This is a genomic window from Microbacterium flavescens (genome assembly GCF_018588945.1).
Taxonomy (GTDB): domain Bacteria; phylum Actinomycetota; class Actinomycetes; order Actinomycetales; family Microbacteriaceae; genus Microbacterium; species Microbacterium flavescens.
Genome location: NZ_JAFIWA010000006.1, coordinates 30,973 through 51,816, shown reverse-complemented (window position 1 = coordinate 51,816; position 20,844 = coordinate 30,973). Strand labels below are relative to the sequence as shown.

Sequence of the window (20,844 nt, the reverse complement as noted above, 5' to 3'; positions counted from 1 at the left end):
TTGCGGAACCGACTCGGGGCGGCGAGCCGCGCGAATGTGGCGCTCCTCGAGGTGAGCGGAGGGGGCGAGCGAACTCGCACCCCTCCGATGTCGCACTCGGTTAGCGCCGCACGGTCACCGTGACCGGCGCGCTGACCGTTGAGCCGGCCACATTGGTGAACTCGACTCGATAGGCGTGCTTGCCCTTCGCGGCACTGACCACGTCGAGCCGGGCGATCTGCGGGCCGGGAGTTCTCGCCGTGAGGAGTCCTTCACCGATCACGGCATCGCCTTCGAGGAAGCGGTACGACGTCGCGTTGGTGCCCCACCAGAGGTTGGCGGTGAGGGTGAACGTCCCGTCCCCGTCGTGGTTGTCGTGGCTGAGGACGGGCTTTGCCGGAGAGGCGTCGCTCACCTTCACCTTGAGGCTCGTCGTCGCGGTGACGCCCTTCGAGTTGACGAGCTCGCCCGTGTACACGTAGGTCCCGTTCGACTTGCCCGAGACCGGCACGCTCGCCTGCTGGGCGGAGAATGCGCCATACGCCAGCGGGACCGTCGCCAGAAGAGCGCCGTTCTCGAACAGGCGGAACTCCGTCGCGTTCTGACCCCACCACAGGTTCATGGTGACGTTGTACTCTCCGTCGGCCAGCCCGGTGTCCCATCCGTTGTCGTGCGACAGGACTCCCTTCGCGGGAGCGAAGGCCGCGCCGTCGGGAACGACGACCGCCGCGCTCCACTCGGACTTCGGTCCCTCACCGGCGCTGTTCACGGCGCTGACGGCGAACCGGGCGCTCGTTCCCGACACCAGGCCGGTGACCGCAGCCGACGTCGTCGACGCTGTCGCGACGGGCGCCTCGACGCCCTCGCGGTAGACCCGGTACTCGCTGACCGGTGCGCCGCCATCGTCCGCCGGCGCCGTCCATGCCACCGTCGCCCCGTCGGCCGTGGCCGCCGCGGTGACCTCGGTGGGAGTGCCCGGCACCTCTACCGGCGCGGGGATCTTCCACATCGTCGGGGTGATCGGGGTGACCGTGATCGCCTGGATCACTGCGGTGCCGCCCTCGGACCATGCCGTGATGTCGTCGGCCCCGGCCCGAGGGAAGACCTGGTCCGTGATCGTGACGCGGCCCTCGGCGGCGAACAACTCCACCGACGCCCGGTCGAGGTACAGCTCCAGGGTGACGGTCCCGTCCTCGCTGAGCGCGACGGGCGCGTCCTCGACGGAGACGAACGCCGGGTGGAAGTCCACGTCGCCGGAGTCGCGCCGGTCGACGAAGACGCGCTCGGTGTCCGCGTCGTAGCCGATTCGGGTGCCTGTCTCGCCGTCGCCGAAGACGACGATGCCGGCGCGGTCGGCGTCACCAGGCTGCAGCGTCAGGTCGACCTTGACGACCTCGCCCGACAGATCCAGCGCGGTGTCGCCTGTCACCGTGACGTCGGATCGCCTCTGCGCGGCGTCGGTCTGAAGCTGGTCGTCGATCTGCGAGACGACCTTCTGCGTGAGCCGCGGGCCGTCGGGTGTCTCGGTCAGCTTGACCTCGCGGGGCAGGGTCATCGAGCTGCGCCAGGGCGCCGTGGGGATGTCGTTGGCGTAGTCCCAGTTGTTCATCCAGCCCTGCATGATGCGCGTCCTGCTGTCCGGCGTGCCGAAGTACGAGACGGTCGCGTAGTAATCGCGGCCCCAGTCGAGCCAGTCGTAGCTCTCCAGGCGCGTGGCGGCCGCGGCATCCGACGTCATCACCTGGTCGAGCAGGATGTGTCCCCACCCGCCGCGGTTGTTGTCGACGACGCGCACGGTCGCCTGCTGCCCGGCGAACTCGCGGACGTCCCAGCTGGCCCAGTCGAGGTGCTCGCTGTTCGAGCCGGTGGCGGATCGGACGACCTCGCCATCGACGACCAGGTTCACGGACGTCTCGTCGCTGCGCAGCTTGGCCTCGACATCGCCGGCCACGACGTGGTCGAAGGTGAGGTGGCCCCACCCGCCGGTCGCCTCGTCACGGATGCGAATCTGCGCCTGCTCACCCGCGAACTCAGACACGTCCCAGGACACCCAGTTGAGGGCCCCCGACTCAGGGCCGGTCTTCGTCCTGACGACTGCGCCGTCGATGACGAGCTCCGCCTGGAGGGTGCCGTCGGTGCGCTTTCCGCCGCCGATGAGGAACGAGACGACGTCGCCGTCGAGGGTGAACGCGGGGGAGAGCAGCTCGCCGACGTTGTCGTCGCCGCGCGGGCCGCCTTCCCAGGTGTTCAGCCGCTTGGTGCCGAGGTGGTGCTCGCCCCCATTGGTCGAGGGATTGCGGGCCGGATCGGTGGCGAAGTCGCCGGTGATCTGCCAGCCGGAGTCGGCCAGGGTCTGGCCATCGGGCAGCTCGAAGTCGAAGACCGTCGTGCCCGCGGGTGGATCGTTGGTCAGCTGGGATCCGGCGACGTGGGGATGCCGTCCTCCGCCGACGAGCAGGTTGACGTAGTCGTCCGAGACGGTGAACGCCGGCGACTCGAGGGTGCCGATGGGCCAGTCGCCGTCGTAGAAGCCGTTCACCAGGCCGCCGCCGACGTAGCCGGTGACCGTGTTCTGACCGGGCAGGGTGCCCGCCGCGGGCTCGAGCCCCCACGGTCCGTTCAGGTGATTGCCCGGTTCGTTGGAGACGGTCCAGCCGTCGAACGAACCGTTGTCGAATCCGGCGAGAACGTCGCCGGCAGGGAGGTCCTCGGCGCCCTGGGTGCTCTCGCTGGTAAAGGTGGTCCCGTCGAACTCGCCGACGAAGTACTGGCCGCCGCTGCCTCCGGCGACCGCGCCGGGGTTGAGGTTGACGACCATCACCCACTTGGTGTTGTTCGGATCGCCGTCCACGGGGAGCTCGCTGTCCGAGCGACTGCCGACAGACGTCACGACGGGGGACGACATCGTCGCCTACCGGCGCGCCGGGGAGGCTACGCGGTTGACCGCCGAGGAGTTCGCCGCACGATTCGGGCTGTCCTCCCGCGTGCTGGACATCGATGGCACTCCGGTGACCGCGCTGCGCGCTTCCGCCTCCGAGACTTCGGGGAGGGTCGTCTTCTTGCATGGCGGCGGGCTCATCGCCGGTACTCGGACTGACGGTCTCGACGTGGTCGCCCGCCACGCCGCCGACCTGGTGCTGGAGGTGTGGAGCGTGGAATATCCGCTGGCACCCGAGCACAGCTTCGACGACATGGTCGCCGCGGCTCTGCGTGTCCTCTCGGCGGCCGGTGCCGATGCGACCCGGGTCCTCATCGCGGGGCAGAGCGCCGGCGGCGCAGTGGCGGCCGCCAGTGCCCTCGCCAGTCGTCAGACCGGCGTCCGGATCGACGGCCAACTGCTCATCTGCCCCATGCTCTCGCGGCGGCCGACCGCCTCCAAGCGTCAGCACGCGGACGATCCGTCGTGGAGCGCGCGCAGCAACGCGACGGGATGGGACGTCGCACTGGCGGGATCCCGGATGCTGCCGCCCGGCGAGCGCGACGATCTGAGCGGACTGCCTCCCACCTACCTCGACAGCGGATCCGCGGAGCTGTTCCGCGACGACATCGTCGCATTCGCGAGCGCGCTGTGGGTCCACGGCGTCAGCACGGAGCTGCACGTCTGGTCGGGGGGATTCCACTCGTTCGACGGGGTGGTCGAGACGGCGATCGTCTCCGTGGAGGCGCACCGAGCTCGCCGCGAGTGGATCCGGCGCTGGCTCCACGGCGAGCTCTGAGCGGCCGAGGCGACGAAGCAGCCGGCCCGGGGCTGGCGCGAACCGGCGGGCTCCGCGAGGATGCCGACTGACCGCCTTACGAGCGGCGTAGCGTCTGGACGACACTCAGCCCCTGAACGGAGCAACCCGCATGCAGAAGACATCGTTGATCGCCCTCGCTCGTCACGAACTGGCGCATGCGCTCGAAGCGTCCAGCGGCCGGAGCTCCAAGACGGTGTTCGGTGGCCACGAGCATCAGCTTCGGCAGACGGTCATCGCACTTCGCGCGGGCCAGGAGCTGTCCGAGCACGAGAACCCGGGAGAGGCGACGCTGCAGGTGCTCGAGGGGCGGGTGCTTCTCAAGGCCGGCGACGTCTCGTGGAACGGATCCGTCGGCGACCTGATGACGATTCCCGATGGATTGCACTCGCTGGATGCTGTCGAAGACTCCGTTGTGCTCCTGACGGTGGTCAAGATCCGCTGAACCCATCGTGACGAGTCGCCGTCACGCCTGGACCACCCTCTGCCGGCGCGCTAGGAAGATCGTGAATCCGAGCGCTGCGATCGCAGTCAGGCAGAGCAGCCCGAGACCCACCGCGTAGCTGTGCGACTCGGCGTTGTACGTGGCTCCCATCACGAGTGGCGGCAAGAATCCGCCAAGACCGCCCGCGGCACCCACGATCCCGGTGACGCTTCCGACCCGTTCTGCGGGTGCACGCTGCGCGACCCAGGTGAACACGGCGCCCGTGCCGAGTCCGAGAGCGATCGCCATGAGCACGAATGACGTGCCGGCGGCGAGCTCGGGAGGCGGTTGCAGAGCGATGACGACGGCCATGACGGCGGCACCGGCGAGCGAGATGCAGAGGACCACGGCCGGGCCGATGCGGTCGGAGAGCCACCCGCCCACCGGCCGGGCGATCACCGCGGCGATCGCGAACCCCGCGGTGCGCGCACCGGCATCGGCGAGATCGTACGAGTACACCTCCTTCAAGTACGTCGGCAGATACGTCGAGAAGGCGACGAAGCCGCCGAACGTGACGGCGTAGAGGACGGCCATCTGCCACGTCACGGCCAGTCTGGCTGCGGCCGCCAGCTTCGGCACCACCGGGCTTTTATTCGCCGTCCATACCGGGGAGTCCCGCATCATCAGCCACATGACAGCGGCCACGACGAGAAGGACGACCGCGATGATGACATGGGTCGCGGCGTAGCCGAACCATGCCACCATGCGTGGGGTGAAGAACGCTGAGAGTGCGGTGCCGCCCATGCCCGCTCCGAAGAGCCCGGTCGCGAATCCGCGCTTGGACGGCGGATACCACGCGTTCACGAACGGGATGCCGATCGCGAAGGTCGTTCCGGCGATGCCGAGCAGGAAGCCGAAGACGATGAGCAGCGTGTACGAGCCGAGCGCGCCGGCGAGCGCCACGAGGAGCACCGGGACCGCGGAGGCTGCGGTGAGCACGGTGAACATCAGCCGTCCACCGTACCGATCTGTGAGCGCCCCCGTCAGGATGCGTCCTACGGATCCGACGAGCACCGGGGTCGCGATCAGGAGCGAGGTCTGCGTCGCGTCGAGATCGAGCTCGTCGGCGTAGCGGACCGCGAGGGGCCCGATGATGTTCCACGCCCAGAACGTGATCGTGAACGCCAACAGCGCGAGCGAGAGATTCCGTCCGCGCCCGGGGAGTGCGTCCGAGCCGATGGGGCCTGACGCCTGCTGTGTCATCGGGGTGTCCGTCGCGGCTTCGCTGCGGCGGCCTTGTCCGAGGTGCGATCGGAGGTTCCCACCGGCGCCCAGCCCCTTCGGATGGCACGCGCGGTCGTGGGGCGCGCATCGCGCGAGCGATAGACGATGTAGGGACGGAAGAGATAGTGCAGGGGAGCCGTGAAGGCGTGGACGAGCCGGGTGAACGGCCAGATCATGAACAGCGCCATCCCGATGAGCGTGTGGATCTGGAAGTCGAGGGATGCCGCGGCCATCGCCTGGATGTCGGGCTGGAGGATGAACAGCGACCTGAACCAGGGCGCTACCGTGTCGCGGTAGGTGACTTCCTGATGCGGCCCGAGGACACTCAGCAGCGTCGTGGCGAGGCCCGCGACGATCGCCGCGACGAGCACCACGTACATGCCCTTGTCGTTCTTCGTTGTCGCCATGAAGACCGGACCGGTCGTCCGGCGCCGATAGATAAGGATCACCACGCCGGCAAGGGTTGCGATGCCCGCGATCGTTCCGAGCCCGAGAGCTGCGACGTGGTACATGTCGTCCGAGATTCCCAGCGCGTCGGTCCACGCCCGGGGAATCACGAGTCCGGCGACGTGCCCCACGATCACCACGAGAATCCCGAAGTGGAAGAGCGGGGAGCCGATGCGCAGCAGGCGCGACTCGTAGAGCTGCGACGAGCGCGTCGTCCAGCCGAACTGGTCGTACCGGTAGCGCCAGATCGTGCCGCCGACGAGCACCCCCACCATCACGTAGGGGAGGATCCCCCACAGCAGCAGAGTCATTACCGCCCCGCCGGTTCGAGCGGGATCAATCGCGGATCGTGCGGGTCGAGACCCACCGACTCGGTGGGCGGACCCGCGGCCGCCAGAGCCATCGCCTGCTGCCGGTCGGCAGGTGAGCGACCGGGGAGAGTGGCGCACACTGCGGCGACCACATCGGCGTAGGGCGAGCCTCGTTCAGTCAGCGCGATGCGGATCAGCTCGAGACTGGCGCGATACTCCTGCAGGAGCGCCGCGCCGTCGTCCGGGCGATGGCGCGCGAACTCCAGCACGAGCGGCACGTAGTCGGGAAGCTCGCCGGTCCCCGACAGCGCGAGTCCGGCATCCCGGTATCTCTGCTTGAGGTCGGCGAGCACCGCCCCGCGGCGGCGGGTGTCGCCGTCTGTCCAGTAGCTCAGGTAGAGCGCGTGCCGCTTGGACATGTCGAAGGTCTCGACGTACGCCTCCCGCACCTGTTCGGACGGGGTCTCGTGCCACCAGGTCAGTAGGGGAGCGAAGGATGCCGCGGCCGCCGGCGCTTCCTCCTGCAGGGCATCGGCGATCAGGCGTGCCGCCCCCAGTACGGTGTCATCCGGGTAGCTCAGGCACAGCGATGCCGCCTGGTAGACGATCTCTCGCTTCATGGCCCGGTCCCCGCTTCGGCATCCGGATCGTCCGTCCTGCGGGCCGGAAACAGGCCGGGTGGGGCTCCATTGCCATCCCAGTTGAGAAGGTTGACCCGACCCCGCATCGACTGCTCACCGGCTCTGGTGTCCGACGTCTGCCGCTCCTGGAGGGCCTGGAACGTCTCCACGGCGACCGGCACGGGGCGTCCGCTCGCCTCGCCGAACGGGCCCGACTCGTTCGCGTACGGGCCGCCGTCGAAGTCCAGCGAGCAGCCGAGTTCCTCGAGCTCATGCGCGCGCTCGAAATGGGCGGTCGGAATGACATACCGGTCCTCGTACTTCGCGATCGCGAGCAGGCGATACATCTCGTAGATCGTCTCCCCCGTCATTCCGACCGCTGCGGGAATGGACTCGTCCCGCTCGCGCTCGAGGGAGATGTCGCGCAGGTACGCGCGCATCGCGGCGAGCTTGAGCAGCACCCCGGTGATGATGTCGGCGTCCCCGGCGGTGAACAGCTCGGCGAGGTACTCGACGGGGATCCGCAGTGCGTCGATGGCTCCGAAGAGGGTGCCGGCCGACTCCGCATCGTGGCCCTGGTCGCGTAGCAGATCGACGATCGGCGACAGCGGTGGAATGTACCAGACCATCGGCATGGTCCGGTACTCGGGGTGCAGAGGCAGCGCGACCCGGTACTTCTTGGCCAGCGCATACACCGGCGAGCGGCGTGCGGCATCCAACCAGTCGTCGGGAATCCCTTGAGCGTGCGCAGAGGCGATCACCGCGGGATCGCTCGGATCCAGGATGAGGTCGAGCTGCGCTTCATAGAGGTCGCGCTCTTCGGGCGTCGACGCCGCCTCGGTCACGCGGTCTGCGTCGTAGAGGAACAGCCCGAGATAACGGAGGCGACCGACGCAGGTCTCCGAACACACCGTCGGCAGCCCGACTTCGAGTCGCGGGTAGCACAGAGTGCACTTCTCGGCCTTGCCGGTCTTGTGGTTGAAGTAGATCTTCTTGTAGGGGCATCCCGTGATGCACTGTCGCCAGCCTCGGCAGCGATCCTGGTCCACCAGAACGATGCCGTCTTCTTCCCGCTTGTAGATCGCACCTGACGGGCAGGAGGCCATGCAGGACGGGTTCAGGCAGTGCTCGCAGATGCGCGGCAGGTAGAACATGAAGGTCTGCTCGAACTGGAGCTTGATCTTGTCTTCCGACTCGCGCCGCACCTTCTCGACGATCGGGTCGAGGTGACCCATCTCGCTCGACCCGCCGAGATCGTCGTCCCAGTTCGCCGACCACGTGATCTTGGTGTCCTCGCCTGTGATGAGCGACTTCGGCCTCGCGACGGGGAAGTCATCTCCCAGTGGCGCGTTGATCAAAGTCTCGTAGTCGTAGGTCCACGGCTCGTAGTAGTCCTCGAGCTTCGGCTGCACGGGGGAGGAGAAGATGGAGAGCAGCCGCCGCATGCGGCTCCCCGTGCGCAGGGAGATTCGTCCGCGGCGATTGAGCGTCCACCCGCCCCGCCACTGCTCCTGGTCCTCGTAGCGGCGCGGGTACCCTTGGCCGGGCCGCGTCTCGACATTGTTGAACCAGACGTACTCGGTGCCGGCCCGGTTCGTCCAAGCCTGCTTGCAGGTGACTGAGCAGGTGTGACAGCCGATGCACTTGTCGAGGTTCATGACCATGCCCATCTGGGCCATCACACGCATCAGTAGGTCACCTCCTGCGACCGGCGTCGGATCGTCGCGACCATGTCGCGCTGGTTACCGGTAGGGCCGAGGTAATTGAACGCGTAGGACAGCTGCGCATAGGCGCCGATCAGATGCGTGGGCTTGACGAGCAAGCGGGTCACCGAATTGTGGATGCCGCCGCGTCGGCCGGTCGCCTCCGACTTGGGCACGTCGATCGTGCGCTCCTGCGCATGGTGCACGTAGACGACTCCCGTCGGCATCCGATGGGACACGATCGCCCGCGCGACCAGGACGCCGTTCGAGTTCACGCACTCCACCCAGTCGTTGTCGGCCGCGCCGATGGAGGCGGCGTCCGCCGGGCTCATCCACACAGTCGGTCCTCCGCGTGAGAGCGAGAGCATGAAGAGGTTGTCCTGGTACTCGGAGTGGATCGACCACTTCGAGTGCGGAGTGAGGTATCTCACCACGACCTGCTGAGCGCCGTCGGGTCCGAGCTTCGGCTCCCCGAACAGGAGATGCATGTCCAGCGGAGGGCGGTAGATCGGCAGTGCCTCGCCGAGATCTCGCATCCAGTCGTGGTCGAGGTAGAAGTGCATGCGGCCCGTGAGAGTGTGAAAGGGCTTCAGCCGCTCGATGTTCACGGTGAACGGCGCATAGCGGCGTCCGCCGGTCTCAGAACCCGACCACTCGGGCGAGGTGATCACCGGGACGGGAGCCGCCTGTGTCATCGCGAACGTGATCCGCTTCTCCTCCGACCCTTCGGCGAGGTCCGCGAGCGGCTTGCCGACCCGCTTCTCGAGGGTGCGGAACCCCTGCGCGGCGAGTTCTCCGTTGGTCGTTCCCGAGAGCGTGAGGATCGCCTCGGCCATCTTGACGTCCGTGTCGAGCGCGGGGCGTCCGTCGGCGGCCCCGCCGAGCATCACGCCGTTCAGGTGTGCAAGCCGGTCGACCTCGTGCACGACGTCGTAGGTCACGTTCTTGGTGGTGAACCCGAGTTCGTCGGCGAGCGGACCGAGTGCGCCGAGCTTGTCGGCGATTGCGGTGTAGTCGCGTTCGACGATGGTCAGCTGGGGCATCGTCTTGCCTGGAATGGGGGCGACATCGCCCCGCATCCAATCGCGGACGGTGCCCCCCGGTTGCGCGGTCTCGCCGGGGGTGTCGTGCTGAAGCGGCACGGAGACGAGGTCTCGGCGGGTGCCAAGGTGAGTGACCGCCATCCTCGAGAACTCTTGGGCGATCGCGTGGAACATGTCGAAGTCGCTTCTGGCTTCCCAGGGCGGGTCGATCGCAGGTGTGAAGGCATGCACGAAGGGATGCATGTCGGTCGAGGACAGGTCGTGCTTCTCGTACCAGGTGGCTGCCGGGAGCACGACATCGGACAGGAGGGTCGTCGAGGTCATGCGGAAGTCCGCGGAGACGAGGAGGTCGAGCTTTCCTTCGGGGACGTCGTCGTGCCAGGCGACCTCGGTCGGGCGGACCGCCGCCTCGTCGCTGGCCATCAGGTTGCTGTGGGTGCCGAGCAGGTGCTTGAGGAAGTATTCGTTCCCCTTGGCGCTGGATCCCATCAGGTTCGAGCGCCACAGGGTCAGGAGTCGGGGCCAGTTGCGTGGCGCGTCGACGTCGGAGATCGCTGTCTGGAGGCTGCCGCTCGCGAGCGCGCCGGTCACGTAGGATGCCGCATTCGCCGCCTCTCCTCGGTCGACCGCCGCTTGGGCGCGGTCGGCGAGGTCGAGCGGATTGACGTCGAACTGCGGGTAGAAGGGCATCCAGCCGAGGCGTGCCGCCTGCGCGATCGTGTCAGCCGTGTGCATGCCGGTCAGGTGGCCGTCTGCGAGCGGCGAGGCGAGAGCGTCAGCCGCGTAGCCGTCGAATCGCCATTGGTCCGTGTGCATGTACCAGTAGGCGGTGCCGATCATGGTCCGTGGCGGGCGCGCCCAGTCCAGCGCGTTCGCCAGTGACAGCCAGCCCGTGATCGGCCGGCACTTCTCCTGACCCACGTAGTGAGCCCACCCGCCGCCGTTGCGGCCCATCGCACCGGTGAGTATGAGGAGGGCGAGGATCGCTCGGTAGGTAGCGTCGCCGTGGAACCACTGGCAGATTCCCGCGCCCATGATGATCATCGAGCGACCCTGCGACTCCATCGAGTTCGCGGCAAACTCGCGGGCGATGCGCGTGCACGCCGCCGCAGGGACCCCGGTGATCTCCTCCTGCCACGCCGGAGTGTAGGGCGAGTCGACATCGTCGTAGCCCCGAGGCCAGTCGCCCGGGAGACCCTCCCGCCCGACCCCGTACTGGGCGAGCATCAGATCGAGCACCGTCGTGACGACGACGCCGCCCACCCGGGTGGCCGGAACCCCGCGACGGAGCACCGCCCCGGATCCGTCGGCGGAATCGAACCGGGGCAGAAGGACTTCGATGGCCTCCTCGCTGACCTTCGCGTCGCGCACGGACAGTGCCGGCACGACATCCTCGAGGTCGAGATTCCAGCGCCCCACACCGGACTCGGCGTAGCGGAACCCCATAGACCCGTTGGGGACTTGCGGTGCGCCGGTCGCGGCATCCATCACCACCGTCTTCCAGGCGTCCTCGGGCGCTGTACCGCCGAGGTCCGCCGCGGTCATGAACTTGCCCGGGACGAATCCGCCACCTTCGCGTTCGATCAGAGTGATGAGGTGAGGAAGGTCGGTGTACGTACGCGCGAAGTCCACGAAGAACGGCACTCGCCGGTCCACGTAGTTCTCTTTGAGCACGACGTGGCCCATGGCCATCGCAAGCGCGGCGTCAGTCCCGGCCTGGCACGGCAGCCACTCGTCGGCGAACTTGGTGTTATCCGCGTAGTCCGGACTGACAGTGACCACCTTGGTGCCTCGGTAGCGCACCTCCGCCATCCAGTGGGCGTCGGGGGTGCGGGTGACGGGCACGTTCGAGCCCCACATCATGAGGTAGGTCGCGTCCCACCAGTCCCCTGACTCCGGAACATCGGTCTGGTCGCCGAAGACCTGGGGGCTCGCAACGGGCAGATCGGCGTACCAGTCGTAGAAGGAGGTCATCACGCCGCCGACGAGTTGCGTGAATCGGGTGCCGATGCAGTGCGAGACCATCGACATCGCAGGGATCGGCGAGAACCCCGCCACCCGATCCGGTCCGTACTCCTTGATCGTGTGCACATAGCCTGCCGCGATCAGTTCGACCGCCTCGGTCCAGGACGCGCGCACGAGACCGCCCTTGCCGCGCGCGCGCTGGTACCGGCGCCGCGTCTCGGGATCGGTCGAGATCTCGCCGAACGCGAGCACCGGGTCGCCGAGTCGAGCCTTCGCCTCGCGAAAGGCCTCGAGCAGCACGCCCCGCACATACGGATAGCGCACTCGTGTCGGCGAGTATGTGTACCAGGAGAACGCGGCGCCCCGAGGACAGCCGCGTGGCTCATACTCCGGACGGTCGGGGCCGACGCTCGGGTAGTCGGTCTCCTGGGCCTCCCAGGTGATGATTCCGTCCTTGACGTACACCTTCCACGAGCACGACCCTGTGCAGTTCACTCCGTGCGTCGACCGTACGACCTTGTCGTGGCTCCACCTGTCGCGGTAGAAGGCATCGCCGTCGCGACCGCCTTCGAGGAACGCCGCCCGGTGATCGGGCGTCTCTTCCCACCTCGTGAAGAACCGGCCCGCCGCGAGGAGAGCATCAGACGCTCGACCGTCCACACCGATGTGGGGGGTCATGTTCAGGACGATAGCGACCAGTCCGAAGCGGCGCTAGATGCCGCGCGCCGGTTCTTTCCGACACTGTGTCGGAAACAGGGTATCGTAGGTTCTCGTGATTCACGACACCGATCGATTCCATCGCCTCCGCTGGTGGGGGCTCGCCGCGATCTCGCTGGGCGTGGCGCTCATCATCATGGACGCCACGATCGTCGCCGTCGCGACGCCGGCCATCATCGAGTCGCTCGACCTCACCACCATGCAGGTCCAATGGGTGCAAGAGGTCTATACGCTCGTGTTCGCGGCGCTGCTGATGGTGTGGGGCACGATGAGCGATCGGATCGGCCGACGCCGTCTGCTCGTGATCGGGCTCAGCATTTTCGTCGGCGCCAGCATCCTGTGCGCCTTCGCCACGAGCGGCACCTGGCTGATCGCCGCCCGCGCGCTCCAGGGGGTCGGCGGATCGATGATCCTGCCCACCACCCTGGCCCTGTTGAACGCCACCTTCCGCGGGAGCGAGCGCAGCATCGCCTTCGCCGTCTGGGGATCCACCATCGGCTCCATGGCGGCCGTCGGCCCGGTCCTCGGCGGCTGGCTGACATCGGCCTTCTCCTGGCACTGGGCGTTCTGGATCAATCTGCCCTTCGGCATCCTGGTCATCATCGGAGTGCTGATCTGCGTCCCCGAGTCCCGCCAGCTCGGCGCGCGTCGCTTCACCGACTGGATCGGGGCGGGCGCGTCCATCCTCGGCTTCGGCATGCTCGTGTTCGCGTTGATCGAAGGACGCGCATATGGCTGGTGGGAGGCGACCGACTCCGCCCCGGTCAGCCTCGGCGGCTTCAGCATCATCCCGATCCTCTTCGTCCTCGCCGTCCTCGTCCTCGGCGCACTTGTCCTCCGGGAGAGATCGCGGGTCACCGCCGGCAAGTCGGTGCTGCTGGATGTCACGCTGTTCCGCATCCCTTCGTTCAGCAACGGCAATGTCACCGCCCTGACCGTCTCACTCGGCGAGTTCGGGCTCATCCTGTCGCTCCCGCTGTGGTTCCAGTACGTCGTCGGCATGGATGCGCTGCAGGCCGGCCTCGCACTCCTTCCCCTCGCTGTGGGGTCGTTCGTGGCGAGCGGATCGATTCACTCGCTGGGGAAGCACCTGACCCCCGTGCAGATGGTTCGCCTCGGCATCCTGCTCGAGATCGTCTCCCTCGCGGTGATGGCGCTCCTCATCCGCCCCGACTCGACCCTGTGGGTCACCGGAGTGCCCTTGTTCTTCTACGGCATGGGCGTGGGGTTCGCGACTGCTCAGCTGACTCAGCTGATCCTCGTCGATGTTCCCCTCGACAAGTCGGGCCAGGCTTCGTCCACCCAGTCGACCGCCCGTCAGGTCGGGTCCGCCCTGGGCATTGCGGTCCTGGGGACCGCGCTCTTCACGACCCTACGCGTGGGGACGGAGGCGCGTCTGAGCGACCAGATCGCGGCGGACCCCGCCGTCGCGGACCTCGTCGTCGGGGTCTCCGACTCGGCTGGCGCACTCATCGCCGAGCTGGCGGAGAACCCCGCAACCGCCCCCATCGCGGACGCCGCTCGAGAGGCGCTCTCTCAGGGTGTCTCGGTCGCCGCGTGGGTCGCTGTCGGCGCTCTCATCGTCGGGCTGCTCACCACGATCCCGCTGGGACGACGGAGCGCGGAGGCCGCCGTCGAGGCCCCGGTCGTCGTCGATACGGAGAGCTGAAGTCGCCCCGATCGAACCCGGGCGCGGTTTCGCAGCGGTAAATTATCCGACACAGTGTCGGTAAGGTGTGTGTATGGAGATCCTCAAGAACGTCATCCTCGCCCTGCACATCATCGGCGTCGTCGCGCTGCTGGGCGGTGTCCTGTATCAGATCGGCGCGATGCGCGAAGGCAAGGCCCGGATCCTGCCCGCCATGATGCATGGCGCGTGGACGATGCTCCTGACCGGGCTGCTGCTCGTCGGCCTGCAGTATCCGCTGGGCAACGACGTGAACAACGTCAAGATCTCCGTGAAGCTCGTGGTCCTCATCGCGATCATCGCGATTGCCCTCATCAATCGCAAGCGCGAAACCGTCGCCGCGTGGGTGCTCCCGGTGATCGGGGGACTGACTGTCGTCAACATCCTGCTCGCGACCGTCTGGCGGTGAACGCCGCACAGCCGGCGCGAACGAAGGCGCCGGTGAGGTTTCGACTTGGACGCGGCCGCCGCGCATAATTGCGAGATGCCCAAGATCTCTGCGCCGACGGTGGCCGAGCATCGTGCGATGCAGCGGGCGGCTCTCGTCCGCGCGGGCGAAGCGGTCCTGCTCGAGTCCGGCTTGGCAGCGGTCACGCCGCGCAGCGTCTGCGAGCGGGCGGGGCTGGCGCGCTCCAGCTTCTACGACTACTTCGCCACCAAGGACGACCTGCTGGTGGCGATCGCCATCGCTGCGATCGAGCAGTGGGATGCCGAGATCGAGCAGGAGCTGACCGGGGCCGAGCCCGGCCTCGGAGAGCTGCGCCGATTCATCGACGCGACCATGGAGATGACCGCTGCTGGCAAGCACGCGATCGCCGGGGCGCTCAGCGATGCGAATCTCAGTCCGAGTCGGCTCGAGGATCTGATGACCCTGCACGACGCACTGCTGAGGCCGCTCGTCCGGGTGCTCTCCCACCTGGGGCTGTCGGAGTCGAAGTCCGCTGTGGCGCTCGTCCAGGGGATCCTCGGCGCCGGTGTCCAACTCGTCTCGCATGGCGTCGACCACCGCGCCGTCGCGGACGACGTCTACCGCCTCATCACGCGCGGGCTGACCGACTGACCTCGCATCGTTGCGCCGGTCCGCCGGGTGCAATTCGGACGATCAGCCGCCGTCGCCACCCAGACCTCACACCCCGCGGGTGATGACGCCGCCTGGGGATGCTGGAAGCATCGCCTGACATCCAGCGACGAGGAGACGAGCATGGCAACAGAGCCAACCAACGGACCGGGTCTCACAGCCGAGCAGCTCGCCGAAGAGGTTTCGCACGTCTCCACGCCCGACCGGCTGTCGACTCCGTTCGGCGACTTCGAGTTCTTCGACGGTGTGCCCCAGCGGGAGTCGCGGCAGGCGATCTTCGACGGGCTCGATATGGTCCGCGGCATCACAGCCTTCCTCGACGCCGTTCCCGGCGCCTCCCTCGTCGCCATGCGGCGCGGGCTTCGCTCCGCCGGCGTGGACTCGCCAGACAAGATCGGCTACACCGACCCGAGGTGCACCTCCACGCCGATCTTCCTCACGCCGAACACCGAGACGACCTACGGAGTGACGTTCCTCGATCTCAAGGCGTGGGGGCCCACGGTCATCGAGGTGCCGCCGCAGTCGCTGTGCGTCGTGGACGACTTCTGGTTCCGCTACGTCGCTGACATGGGCATTGCGGGCCCCGATCGCGGTGCGGGTGGCAAGTACCTCTTCGTCCCCCCGGGCTACGAGGGCGAGCGACCCGAGGGATATCACGTCTACGAGAGCCCGACCTTCACGAACTTCCTCGTGATCCGGGCACTCGCAGGAGTCGCGGCCATCAAACGGTCGCGCATCTACCGCCTCGAGGACGCCGACACGGCACCCGAGAACACGTTCGTGAACATCGGCGAGCAGGCCATCAACACCGTCCATGCCAACGACTACTCGTTCTTCGAAGAGATCGCGGAGCTCATCGCCGAGGAACCGGCGGGATCCCTTGACCCCGAGCGTGCCGGAGCACTGGCTTCGCTCGGCATCGCGCACGGTGCACCGTTCGAGCCCGACGACCGGCTCCGCGCGATTCTCGACAATGCGGCTCGCACAGGTGCGGCGATGGCACGGGCCACGCTGTACGCCTCGAGGAACGCACAGTCGTTCCGGTGGGAAGGCTCCTCGTGGAAGGAGGGCTTCGTCGGCGGAAGCTACGAGTTCCTGAGCGATGGCGCGCGCAACCTCGACGCACGCACGCTCTTCCACTACGCGGCGACCGTGATCACGCCGGCGATGGCGCACGCCCAGATCGGAGCGGGCTCCGCCTACCTCTACACAGCCGAGGACTCCGACGGCGCCATTCTCGACGGAGCGGCCACCTACACGCTCACCATTCCGGCGGACGCGCCTGCGAAGAACTTCTGGGCGATCGACGTCTACGACACCCAGACACGGTCACTGCTGCAGTCCGCGCCATTCCCCGCCGTGTCGAGCCTGTCCGAAGCGCTCCAGCCGGAGGACGACGGCTCCCACGTGCTGTGGTTCGCCCCGGTCGCCCCGGAGGGCAAGGAGTCCAACTGGATCCCCACACTCCCGGGCAAGTCGTGGTGGCCGCTGCTCAGGCTCTACGGTCCGCTCGAGCCCTGGTTCAACATGACGTGGCGGCTGCCCGAGATCACTCGCGAGAAGAACTGAGCGGATGCCGCGCCCCGACGCCGCCGCGAAGCCCCGCGACCCTGGGGATGTGAGTCGCGGGTTTCTCTTGTGACGTCAGCATCGGTACTCCTCCAGTTCGATCCACTCTGATCTGCTGGCTGTCACGCCCGGTCCAACGAGCCGACGGCCGTCCGAGCCGGAACGCTACTCCCGAACAGCCTCGTTAGGAAGCGTTTTCTCAGAAAGTCTCGACCAGGGGTGAAACGTTAAAAGCTGACTCTTGCGCTCGGCAGCGCAAAGGGGCATCATGGCCGGAAAGCGGTTGCCCGACAAGGTGGTCCTGGCACGCTCCCTCGCGAACTGAGATCACTCGAAGAGGAGAATCAAGAATGCGAAAGACACTGCGCTCGCTCGCGCCACTGTCACTGGCGGTGGCGGTTGGCGTCTCGCTGTTCGGTTTCGGCCCCCCGGCTGCGGGAGCGGGACCCCAACCCGACCTTCGCCCGGTGGAGGGCCTCACTCGCGGACTGGTCGCCGCGCAGGTGCCAGGAGGCGTCTTCCTGAGCTGGCGCTTCCTCGGCGATGAGCCCGACGGCCTCTCGTGGAACGTCTACCGCAAGGACGGTGACGCGGGGTTCGTGAAGATCGCCGGCATCGCCCCGAGGGACGTGCAGCCCGAGAGCGACTACGACGCCAACCCCGGCGTCGTCAAGGAGCACGTCACCCCCTCGAACTACACCGACCCGGATGGCACCATCACCTCGGTCTACGAGGTCGCCCCGGTCATCGACGGGGTCGAAGGCGATCGACAGGGCATGAGCGTGTCGATGCTGTCGGCGCTCCCCGGCGGAGCCGGCCAGGCGAATCGCGGTGCCGTCCACTACATCCCGATGAAGCCTGCGCCGGCACCCGTGCCGCTCGCGCACTTCACCTATCGGGGCGAGGGCAACCGGTTCGGTCCCGGCACCAACCTGAATGCGGCCAACATGGTCATCCCCGGCACCGGCGGCCAGAACTGGTACGTCGTCGACATGGACCTTCTGAGGGGCTTCCGGTCGGCTCACGAGGAGCAGACGACCGTCACGCAGGAGCAGCTCGACACCTGGGTCGCCGAACTCAACGAGAAGAACACGACCCCGAACACGCTCGGTGTGGCGACGTACGAGAGTCCTCGTCCGCTGACGAACAGCCTGGTGGGCGGCAAGATCACCGAAGCGCTGTACGACGAGCTCGAGGGCGAGTTCATCAAGTACGTCGAGAACCTCGACGCCGGCCAGTCGCTCCCCTATGCGAAGACCGGCGCGGGCGCGATCCACACCTCGCAGAGCAGCGCGTACTCCACGCACGACATGACGGTGGGTGACTTCGACGGAGACGGCGAGTACGAGGTCGTCGTCAAGTGGCGCAGCACGCAGCAGGATCCGATGTACTCGGAGCCCATCTTCGGCGGTGGCAACACCACGACCGCCCCCGAGTACATCGACGCCTACAAGCAGGACGGCACGCTGCTGTTCCGCATCGACATGGGCTACAACGTGCGAGCCGCCAACGACCACGAGACGACGCTGTTCGCCGAGGACTTCGACGGCGACGGCAAGTCGGAACTCATGCTCAAGACCGCACTGGGAACGCGCATCGGCAACTGGGACGAGGCGACGCAGTCCGTGGTCTACCCCGACTCGGGAGTCGTGGGCGGCCAGGACGGACTGAACGCCACCACCGACAAGTTCAAGGAGTACTTCTCCACCGGTGACGATCAGGCGCTCGACACCTACTGGTCGCTGCTGAACAGCTTCGCGATCTCGTACCGCAGCCCCACAGCGGGCGGCGGCAACGACGGTCCGAACGACCCGGCCATCAAGCGCTGGATCAAGACGTACCACGTCGGTCCCATCGGCCCCGCGAAGGACGACCAGGAGTTCTTCTCCGCGTTCGAGTGGGACGCCGAGGCAGGCGAGGGAGTGCTCGTGGACAGCGAGAAGTACCCGTTCCCATACGAGGCCAGCGTCGACGGTGAGAACTGGGCCATGACCCCCGCCACCCAGCGAGGCAACTACTCGTACCTCGCGTTCCCCGGCCCAGGCGCCGGCAGCTCGGCAAGCGACTACAAGGCGCAGATCATGGCCGAGTCCGAGGCCTACTGGCTGGAGCATCCGTGGAAGGCAGCCTCGTACGGCGACGCGCAGGGAAACCGCGCCAACCGCTACGTCGGTGTCGTGGCTGCACTGGACGGCGTCAACAAGTACGCGGTCTCGCAGCGCGGGTACTACCACCGGACGACCCTCGCCGCCTTCAACATCGAGGACGGACAGGTCAATCTGCAGGCGAACTTCGACTCGGCCGACCCCGAGTACTGGTCGCTGGGCGGCAGCGCCTACGACTACCAGAACCGCGGAAACCATGACACCAAGTCGGCCGACCTGGACGGCGACGGCTGGGATGAGGTCGTTCTGAAGGCGATGGTCCTCGGGCTCAACGCCGACAAGACCAAGATCCTGCCCAAGGTGCTCAACGGCGACGTCATGCCGACCATCGAGGGCCTGGACGGCGTGCCGCCGGTCGTCGGTCAGTTCCAGTTCGCCACCGACGAGGTTCGGAACAACCCGCTCAACGTGTGGGCTCCGCTGCGTCACGGCGATCGAGGGGCACTGCTGCCGGTCGACAAGGACAACAACATCCGCGAATGGCGGCATGGAGGAGCACCTTCTCGACGACCTGCGAACGGGTCACCACCTCGGCTGGATTCCCGGACCGGCGGGCTACGACCCGATGAAGGGCAAGCGGCTCGACGAGAACGGCGAGGTCGTCTACGAGAACTCGCTCCCGTGGGGCGTGTACCAGGCGAGTGATGACGAGGGCAGCGTTGCGGGCAACTTCTCCAACCGCTGGCCCGGCGCGCAAGCCGGCTCGGGTGCGGCGACGAGGGAGGTGCGGAGCATGGTCACGGGTGAGATCCTCACCACGACGAACACGGCTCGTGGCATCGCTCAGGGCCAGAACGCCATCTGGTTCGGCGGTGGGCTGACGCACATGGCGGTCAACGGGGCGACGATCAACACGATCAACGACCTGACGTTCGCGCCGTCGTCCTACCTGGCGACCGGCATGACGTCGACCGGCAACAAGAGCACCCCCACGCTCAAGGCCGACCTGCTCGGCGACTGGCGCGAGGAGCTCGTCCTGCGGGCGAGCGGCAACCGCCTGGGCATCATCACCACCCTGGCGCCGACCGAGTACGGCATCCGCACGCTGATGCACGACCCGATGTACCGCAACGGCGTGGCCAACAAGAACAACGGCTACGACCAGATGGGCTTCGCCAGCTTCTACCTGGGCGACGAGGCCGAGCTGCCCTCGATGCGGACCGACATCCTCGTGCCCGACACGAAGAAGCCGACCGTGACGGTCATGCCGTCGTCCAAGGGCGAGGACGGCGTCTACAGCAAGGTCTCCTTCAAGCTCTTCGACGCGGGGAAGATCGACAAGGTCGTTCTGAACGGCGTCGAGGAGGACCTGGCCGACCGGACGACGGCCGTCGTCAACAACCTCCAGGTGGGCAAGTTCGGAGGCAAGGCCGGCAGCAACGAGCTGAAGGTGTACGACGTGGCAGGCAACGTCACGATCGTGACCTTCGTCCTGGTGAAGTAGCCCGGCAGCGCGACGTTCGAGGGGGTCGGTCCTGTCGGACCGGCCCCCTTGGGCGTCGGTGCGTGCTGCGGAGGCTGTCAACCCCCTCGGGTCGCCTGCTCCCCGCTCCTAGCGTGGAACCATGACCGATCTGAACGGAAAGCGCGTCGCCTTCGTCGCGACGGATGGATTCGAAGACAGCGAGCTCACTTCTCCTTGGCAGGCGGTGACGGATGCCGGGGCCACAGCTGTCATGATCGCTCCGGAGTCCGGCGAGATCACGGGCAAGAACGGCCACACGCAGCCCGTGGACGCGACGACGGCCGACGTCGATGCCGGCGACTTCGACGCGCTGGTGCTCCCCGGCGGAGTCGTCAACGCCGATCACCTGCGCATGGACGGCGCCGCGGTCGCCTTCACCCGTGCGTTCTTCGAGCAGCAGAAGCCGGTTGCGGCGATCTGCCACGCCGCCTGGACGCTCATCGAGGCGAAGGTCGTCGACGGACGCACGCTGACGAGCTACCCGAGCCTGCAGACCGACCTGCGCAACGCCGGTGCCACCTGGGTGGACGAAGAGGTGGTCGTCGAAGACGGCCTCGTCTCGAGCCGCACCCCCGACGACCTGCCGGCCTTCAACGCCAAGGTCGTGGAGGAGATCGCCGAGGGGCGGCACTCCGCGCAGTCCGCGTAGAACC

Annotated in this window: 15 protein-coding genes; 9 read left to right on the top strand and 6 right to left on the bottom strand. The window is 67.4% G+C overall.

Features of this window, described 5'->3' with window-relative positions; all coding sequences use genetic code 11:
- Positions 1–100: 100 nt before the first annotated feature.
- Positions 101–2,884: a GH32 C-terminal domain-containing protein gene (locus tag JX005_RS16305; protein ID WP_281422072.1), complete on the bottom strand. Its 2,784-nt coding sequence runs from the start codon at positions 2,882–2,884 to the stop codon at positions 101–103.
- Positions 2,885–2,918: 34 nt separating this feature from the next.
- Here JX005_RS16305 and JX005_RS12405 point away from each other — a divergent pair, with 34 nt between their 5' ends.
- The gene (locus tag JX005_RS12405; protein WP_214467864.1) at positions 2,919–3,695 is read left to right on the top strand and encodes an alpha/beta fold hydrolase; all 777 of its coding nucleotides are present in this window, start codon (positions 2,919–2,921) and stop codon (positions 3,693–3,695) included.
- A 130-nt stretch (positions 3,696–3,825) separates the two neighbouring features.
- Positions 3,826–4,158: a cupin domain-containing protein gene (locus JX005_RS12400; RefSeq protein ID WP_214467863.1), complete on the top strand. Its 333-nt coding sequence runs from the start codon at positions 3,826–3,828 to the stop codon at positions 4,156–4,158.
- A gap of 21 nt (positions 4,159–4,179) precedes the next feature.
- Here the strand turns inward: JX005_RS12400 and JX005_RS12395 are convergent, their stop codons facing one another.
- From JX005_RS12395 to JX005_RS12375, 5 genes are read right to left on the bottom strand one after another with little or no spacing between them, the layout of a single operon-like run.
- Complete coding sequence (locus tag JX005_RS12395; RefSeq protein ID WP_214467862.1) at positions 4,180–5,400, bottom strand: MFS transporter; 1,221 nt, start codon at positions 5,398–5,400, stop codon at positions 4,180–4,182.
- Positions 5,397–6,179 (bottom strand): respiratory nitrate reductase subunit gamma, encoded by a 783-nt coding sequence (narI, locus tag JX005_RS12390; RefSeq protein WP_214467861.1) that lies wholly within the window; start codon positions 6,177–6,179, stop codon positions 5,397–5,399. Before narI ends, JX005_RS12395 begins: the two co-directional genes overlap by 4 nt.
- Positions 6,179–6,799: a nitrate reductase molybdenum cofactor assembly chaperone gene (gene narJ / locus JX005_RS12385; RefSeq protein WP_214467860.1), complete on the bottom strand. Its 621-nt coding sequence runs from the start codon at positions 6,797–6,799 to the stop codon at positions 6,179–6,181. The genes narI and narJ overlap by 1 nt, the downstream gene beginning before the upstream one ends.
- Positions 6,796–8,487: a nitrate reductase subunit beta gene (gene narH, locus JX005_RS12380; protein WP_214467859.1), complete on the bottom strand. Its 1,692-nt coding sequence runs from the start codon at positions 8,485–8,487 to the stop codon at positions 6,796–6,798. Before narH ends, narJ begins: the two co-directional genes overlap by 4 nt.
- Entirely contained in the window at positions 8,487–12,188 is a 3,702-nt protein-coding gene (locus JX005_RS12375; RefSeq protein ID WP_214467858.1) for a nitrate reductase subunit alpha, read from the bottom strand. The genes narH and JX005_RS12375 overlap by 1 nt, the downstream gene beginning before the upstream one ends.
- Before the next feature lie 94 nt (positions 12,189–12,282).
- Between JX005_RS12375 and JX005_RS12370 the strand changes: the two genes are divergently transcribed.
- From JX005_RS12370 to JX005_RS12340, 7 genes are all read left to right on the top strand, one after another.
- Positions 12,283–13,896, top strand: a complete 1,614-nt coding sequence (locus tag JX005_RS12370) for an MFS transporter (RefSeq protein ID WP_307858577.1) — start codon at positions 12,283–12,285, stop codon at positions 13,894–13,896.
- 73 nt (positions 13,897–13,969) lie between these two features.
- Positions 13,970–14,323: a hypothetical protein gene (locus tag JX005_RS12365; protein ID WP_214467857.1), complete on the top strand. Its 354-nt coding sequence runs from the start codon at positions 13,970–13,972 to the stop codon at positions 14,321–14,323.
- 75 nt (positions 14,324–14,398) lie between these two features.
- Complete coding sequence (locus JX005_RS12360; RefSeq protein WP_214467856.1) at positions 14,399–14,974, top strand: TetR/AcrR family transcriptional regulator; 576 nt, start codon at positions 14,399–14,401, stop codon at positions 14,972–14,974.
- A gap of 141 nt (positions 14,975–15,115) precedes the next feature.
- A complete protein-coding gene (locus tag JX005_RS12355; RefSeq protein ID WP_214467855.1) occupies positions 15,116–16,561 on the top strand; it encodes a DUF1254 domain-containing protein in 1,446 nt (481 codons plus the stop codon).
- Between the two features lie 467 nt (positions 16,562–17,028).
- Complete coding sequence (locus tag JX005_RS12350; protein WP_214467854.1) at positions 17,029–19,371, top strand: rhamnogalacturonan lyase family protein; 2,343 nt, start codon at positions 17,029–17,031, stop codon at positions 19,369–19,371.
- The gene (locus JX005_RS12345) at positions 19,292–20,170 is read left to right on the top strand and encodes a rhamnogalacturonan lyase family protein (RefSeq protein WP_214467853.1); all 879 of its coding nucleotides are present in this window, start codon (positions 19,292–19,294) and stop codon (positions 20,168–20,170) included. The genes JX005_RS12350 and JX005_RS12345 overlap by 80 nt, the downstream gene beginning before the upstream one ends.
- 121 nt (positions 20,171–20,291) lie before the next feature.
- Positions 20,292–20,840, top strand: a complete 549-nt coding sequence (locus JX005_RS12340) for a type 1 glutamine amidotransferase domain-containing protein (protein ID WP_214467852.1) — start codon at positions 20,292–20,294, stop codon at positions 20,838–20,840.
- Positions 20,841–20,844: the final 4 nt, after the last annotated feature.

Coding starts and splice junctions, on each gene's coding strand:
- narH (WP_214467859.1), bottom strand. CDS start 8,487: ATGCGTGTGATGGCCCAGATGGGCATGGTCATGAACCTCGACAAGTGC.
- JX005_RS12340 (WP_214467852.1), top strand. CDS start 20,292: ATGACCGATCTGAACGGAAAGCGCGTCGCCTTCGTCGCGACGGATGGA.
- JX005_RS12365 (WP_214467857.1), top strand. CDS start 13,970: ATGGAGATCCTCAAGAACGTCATCCTCGCCCTGCACATCATCGGCGTC.
- JX005_RS12355 (WP_214467855.1), top strand. CDS start 15,116: ATGGCAACAGAGCCAACCAACGGACCGGGTCTCACAGCCGAGCAGCTC.
- JX005_RS12345 (WP_214467853.1), top strand. CDS start 19,292: ATGAAGGGCAAGCGGCTCGACGAGAACGGCGAGGTCGTCTACGAGAAC.
- JX005_RS12360 (WP_214467856.1), top strand. CDS start 14,399: ATGCCCAAGATCTCTGCGCCGACGGTGGCCGAGCATCGTGCGATGCAG.
- JX005_RS16305 (WP_281422072.1), bottom strand. CDS start 2,884: ATGTCGTCCCCCGTCGTGACGTCTGTCGGCAGTCGCTCGGACAGCGAG.
- narI (WP_214467861.1), bottom strand. CDS start 6,179: ATGACTCTGCTGCTGTGGGGGATCCTCCCCTACGTGATGGTGGGGGTG.
- JX005_RS12400 (WP_214467863.1), top strand. CDS start 3,826: ATGCAGAAGACATCGTTGATCGCCCTCGCTCGTCACGAACTGGCGCAT.
- JX005_RS12375 (WP_214467858.1), bottom strand. CDS start 12,188: ATGACCCCCCACATCGGTGTGGACGGTCGAGCGTCTGATGCTCTCCTC.
- JX005_RS12395 (WP_214467862.1), bottom strand. CDS start 5,400: ATGACACAGCAGGCGTCAGGCCCCATCGGCTCGGACGCACTCCCCGGG.
- narJ (WP_214467860.1), bottom strand. CDS start 6,799: ATGAAGCGAGAGATCGTCTACCAGGCGGCATCGCTGTGCCTGAGCTAC.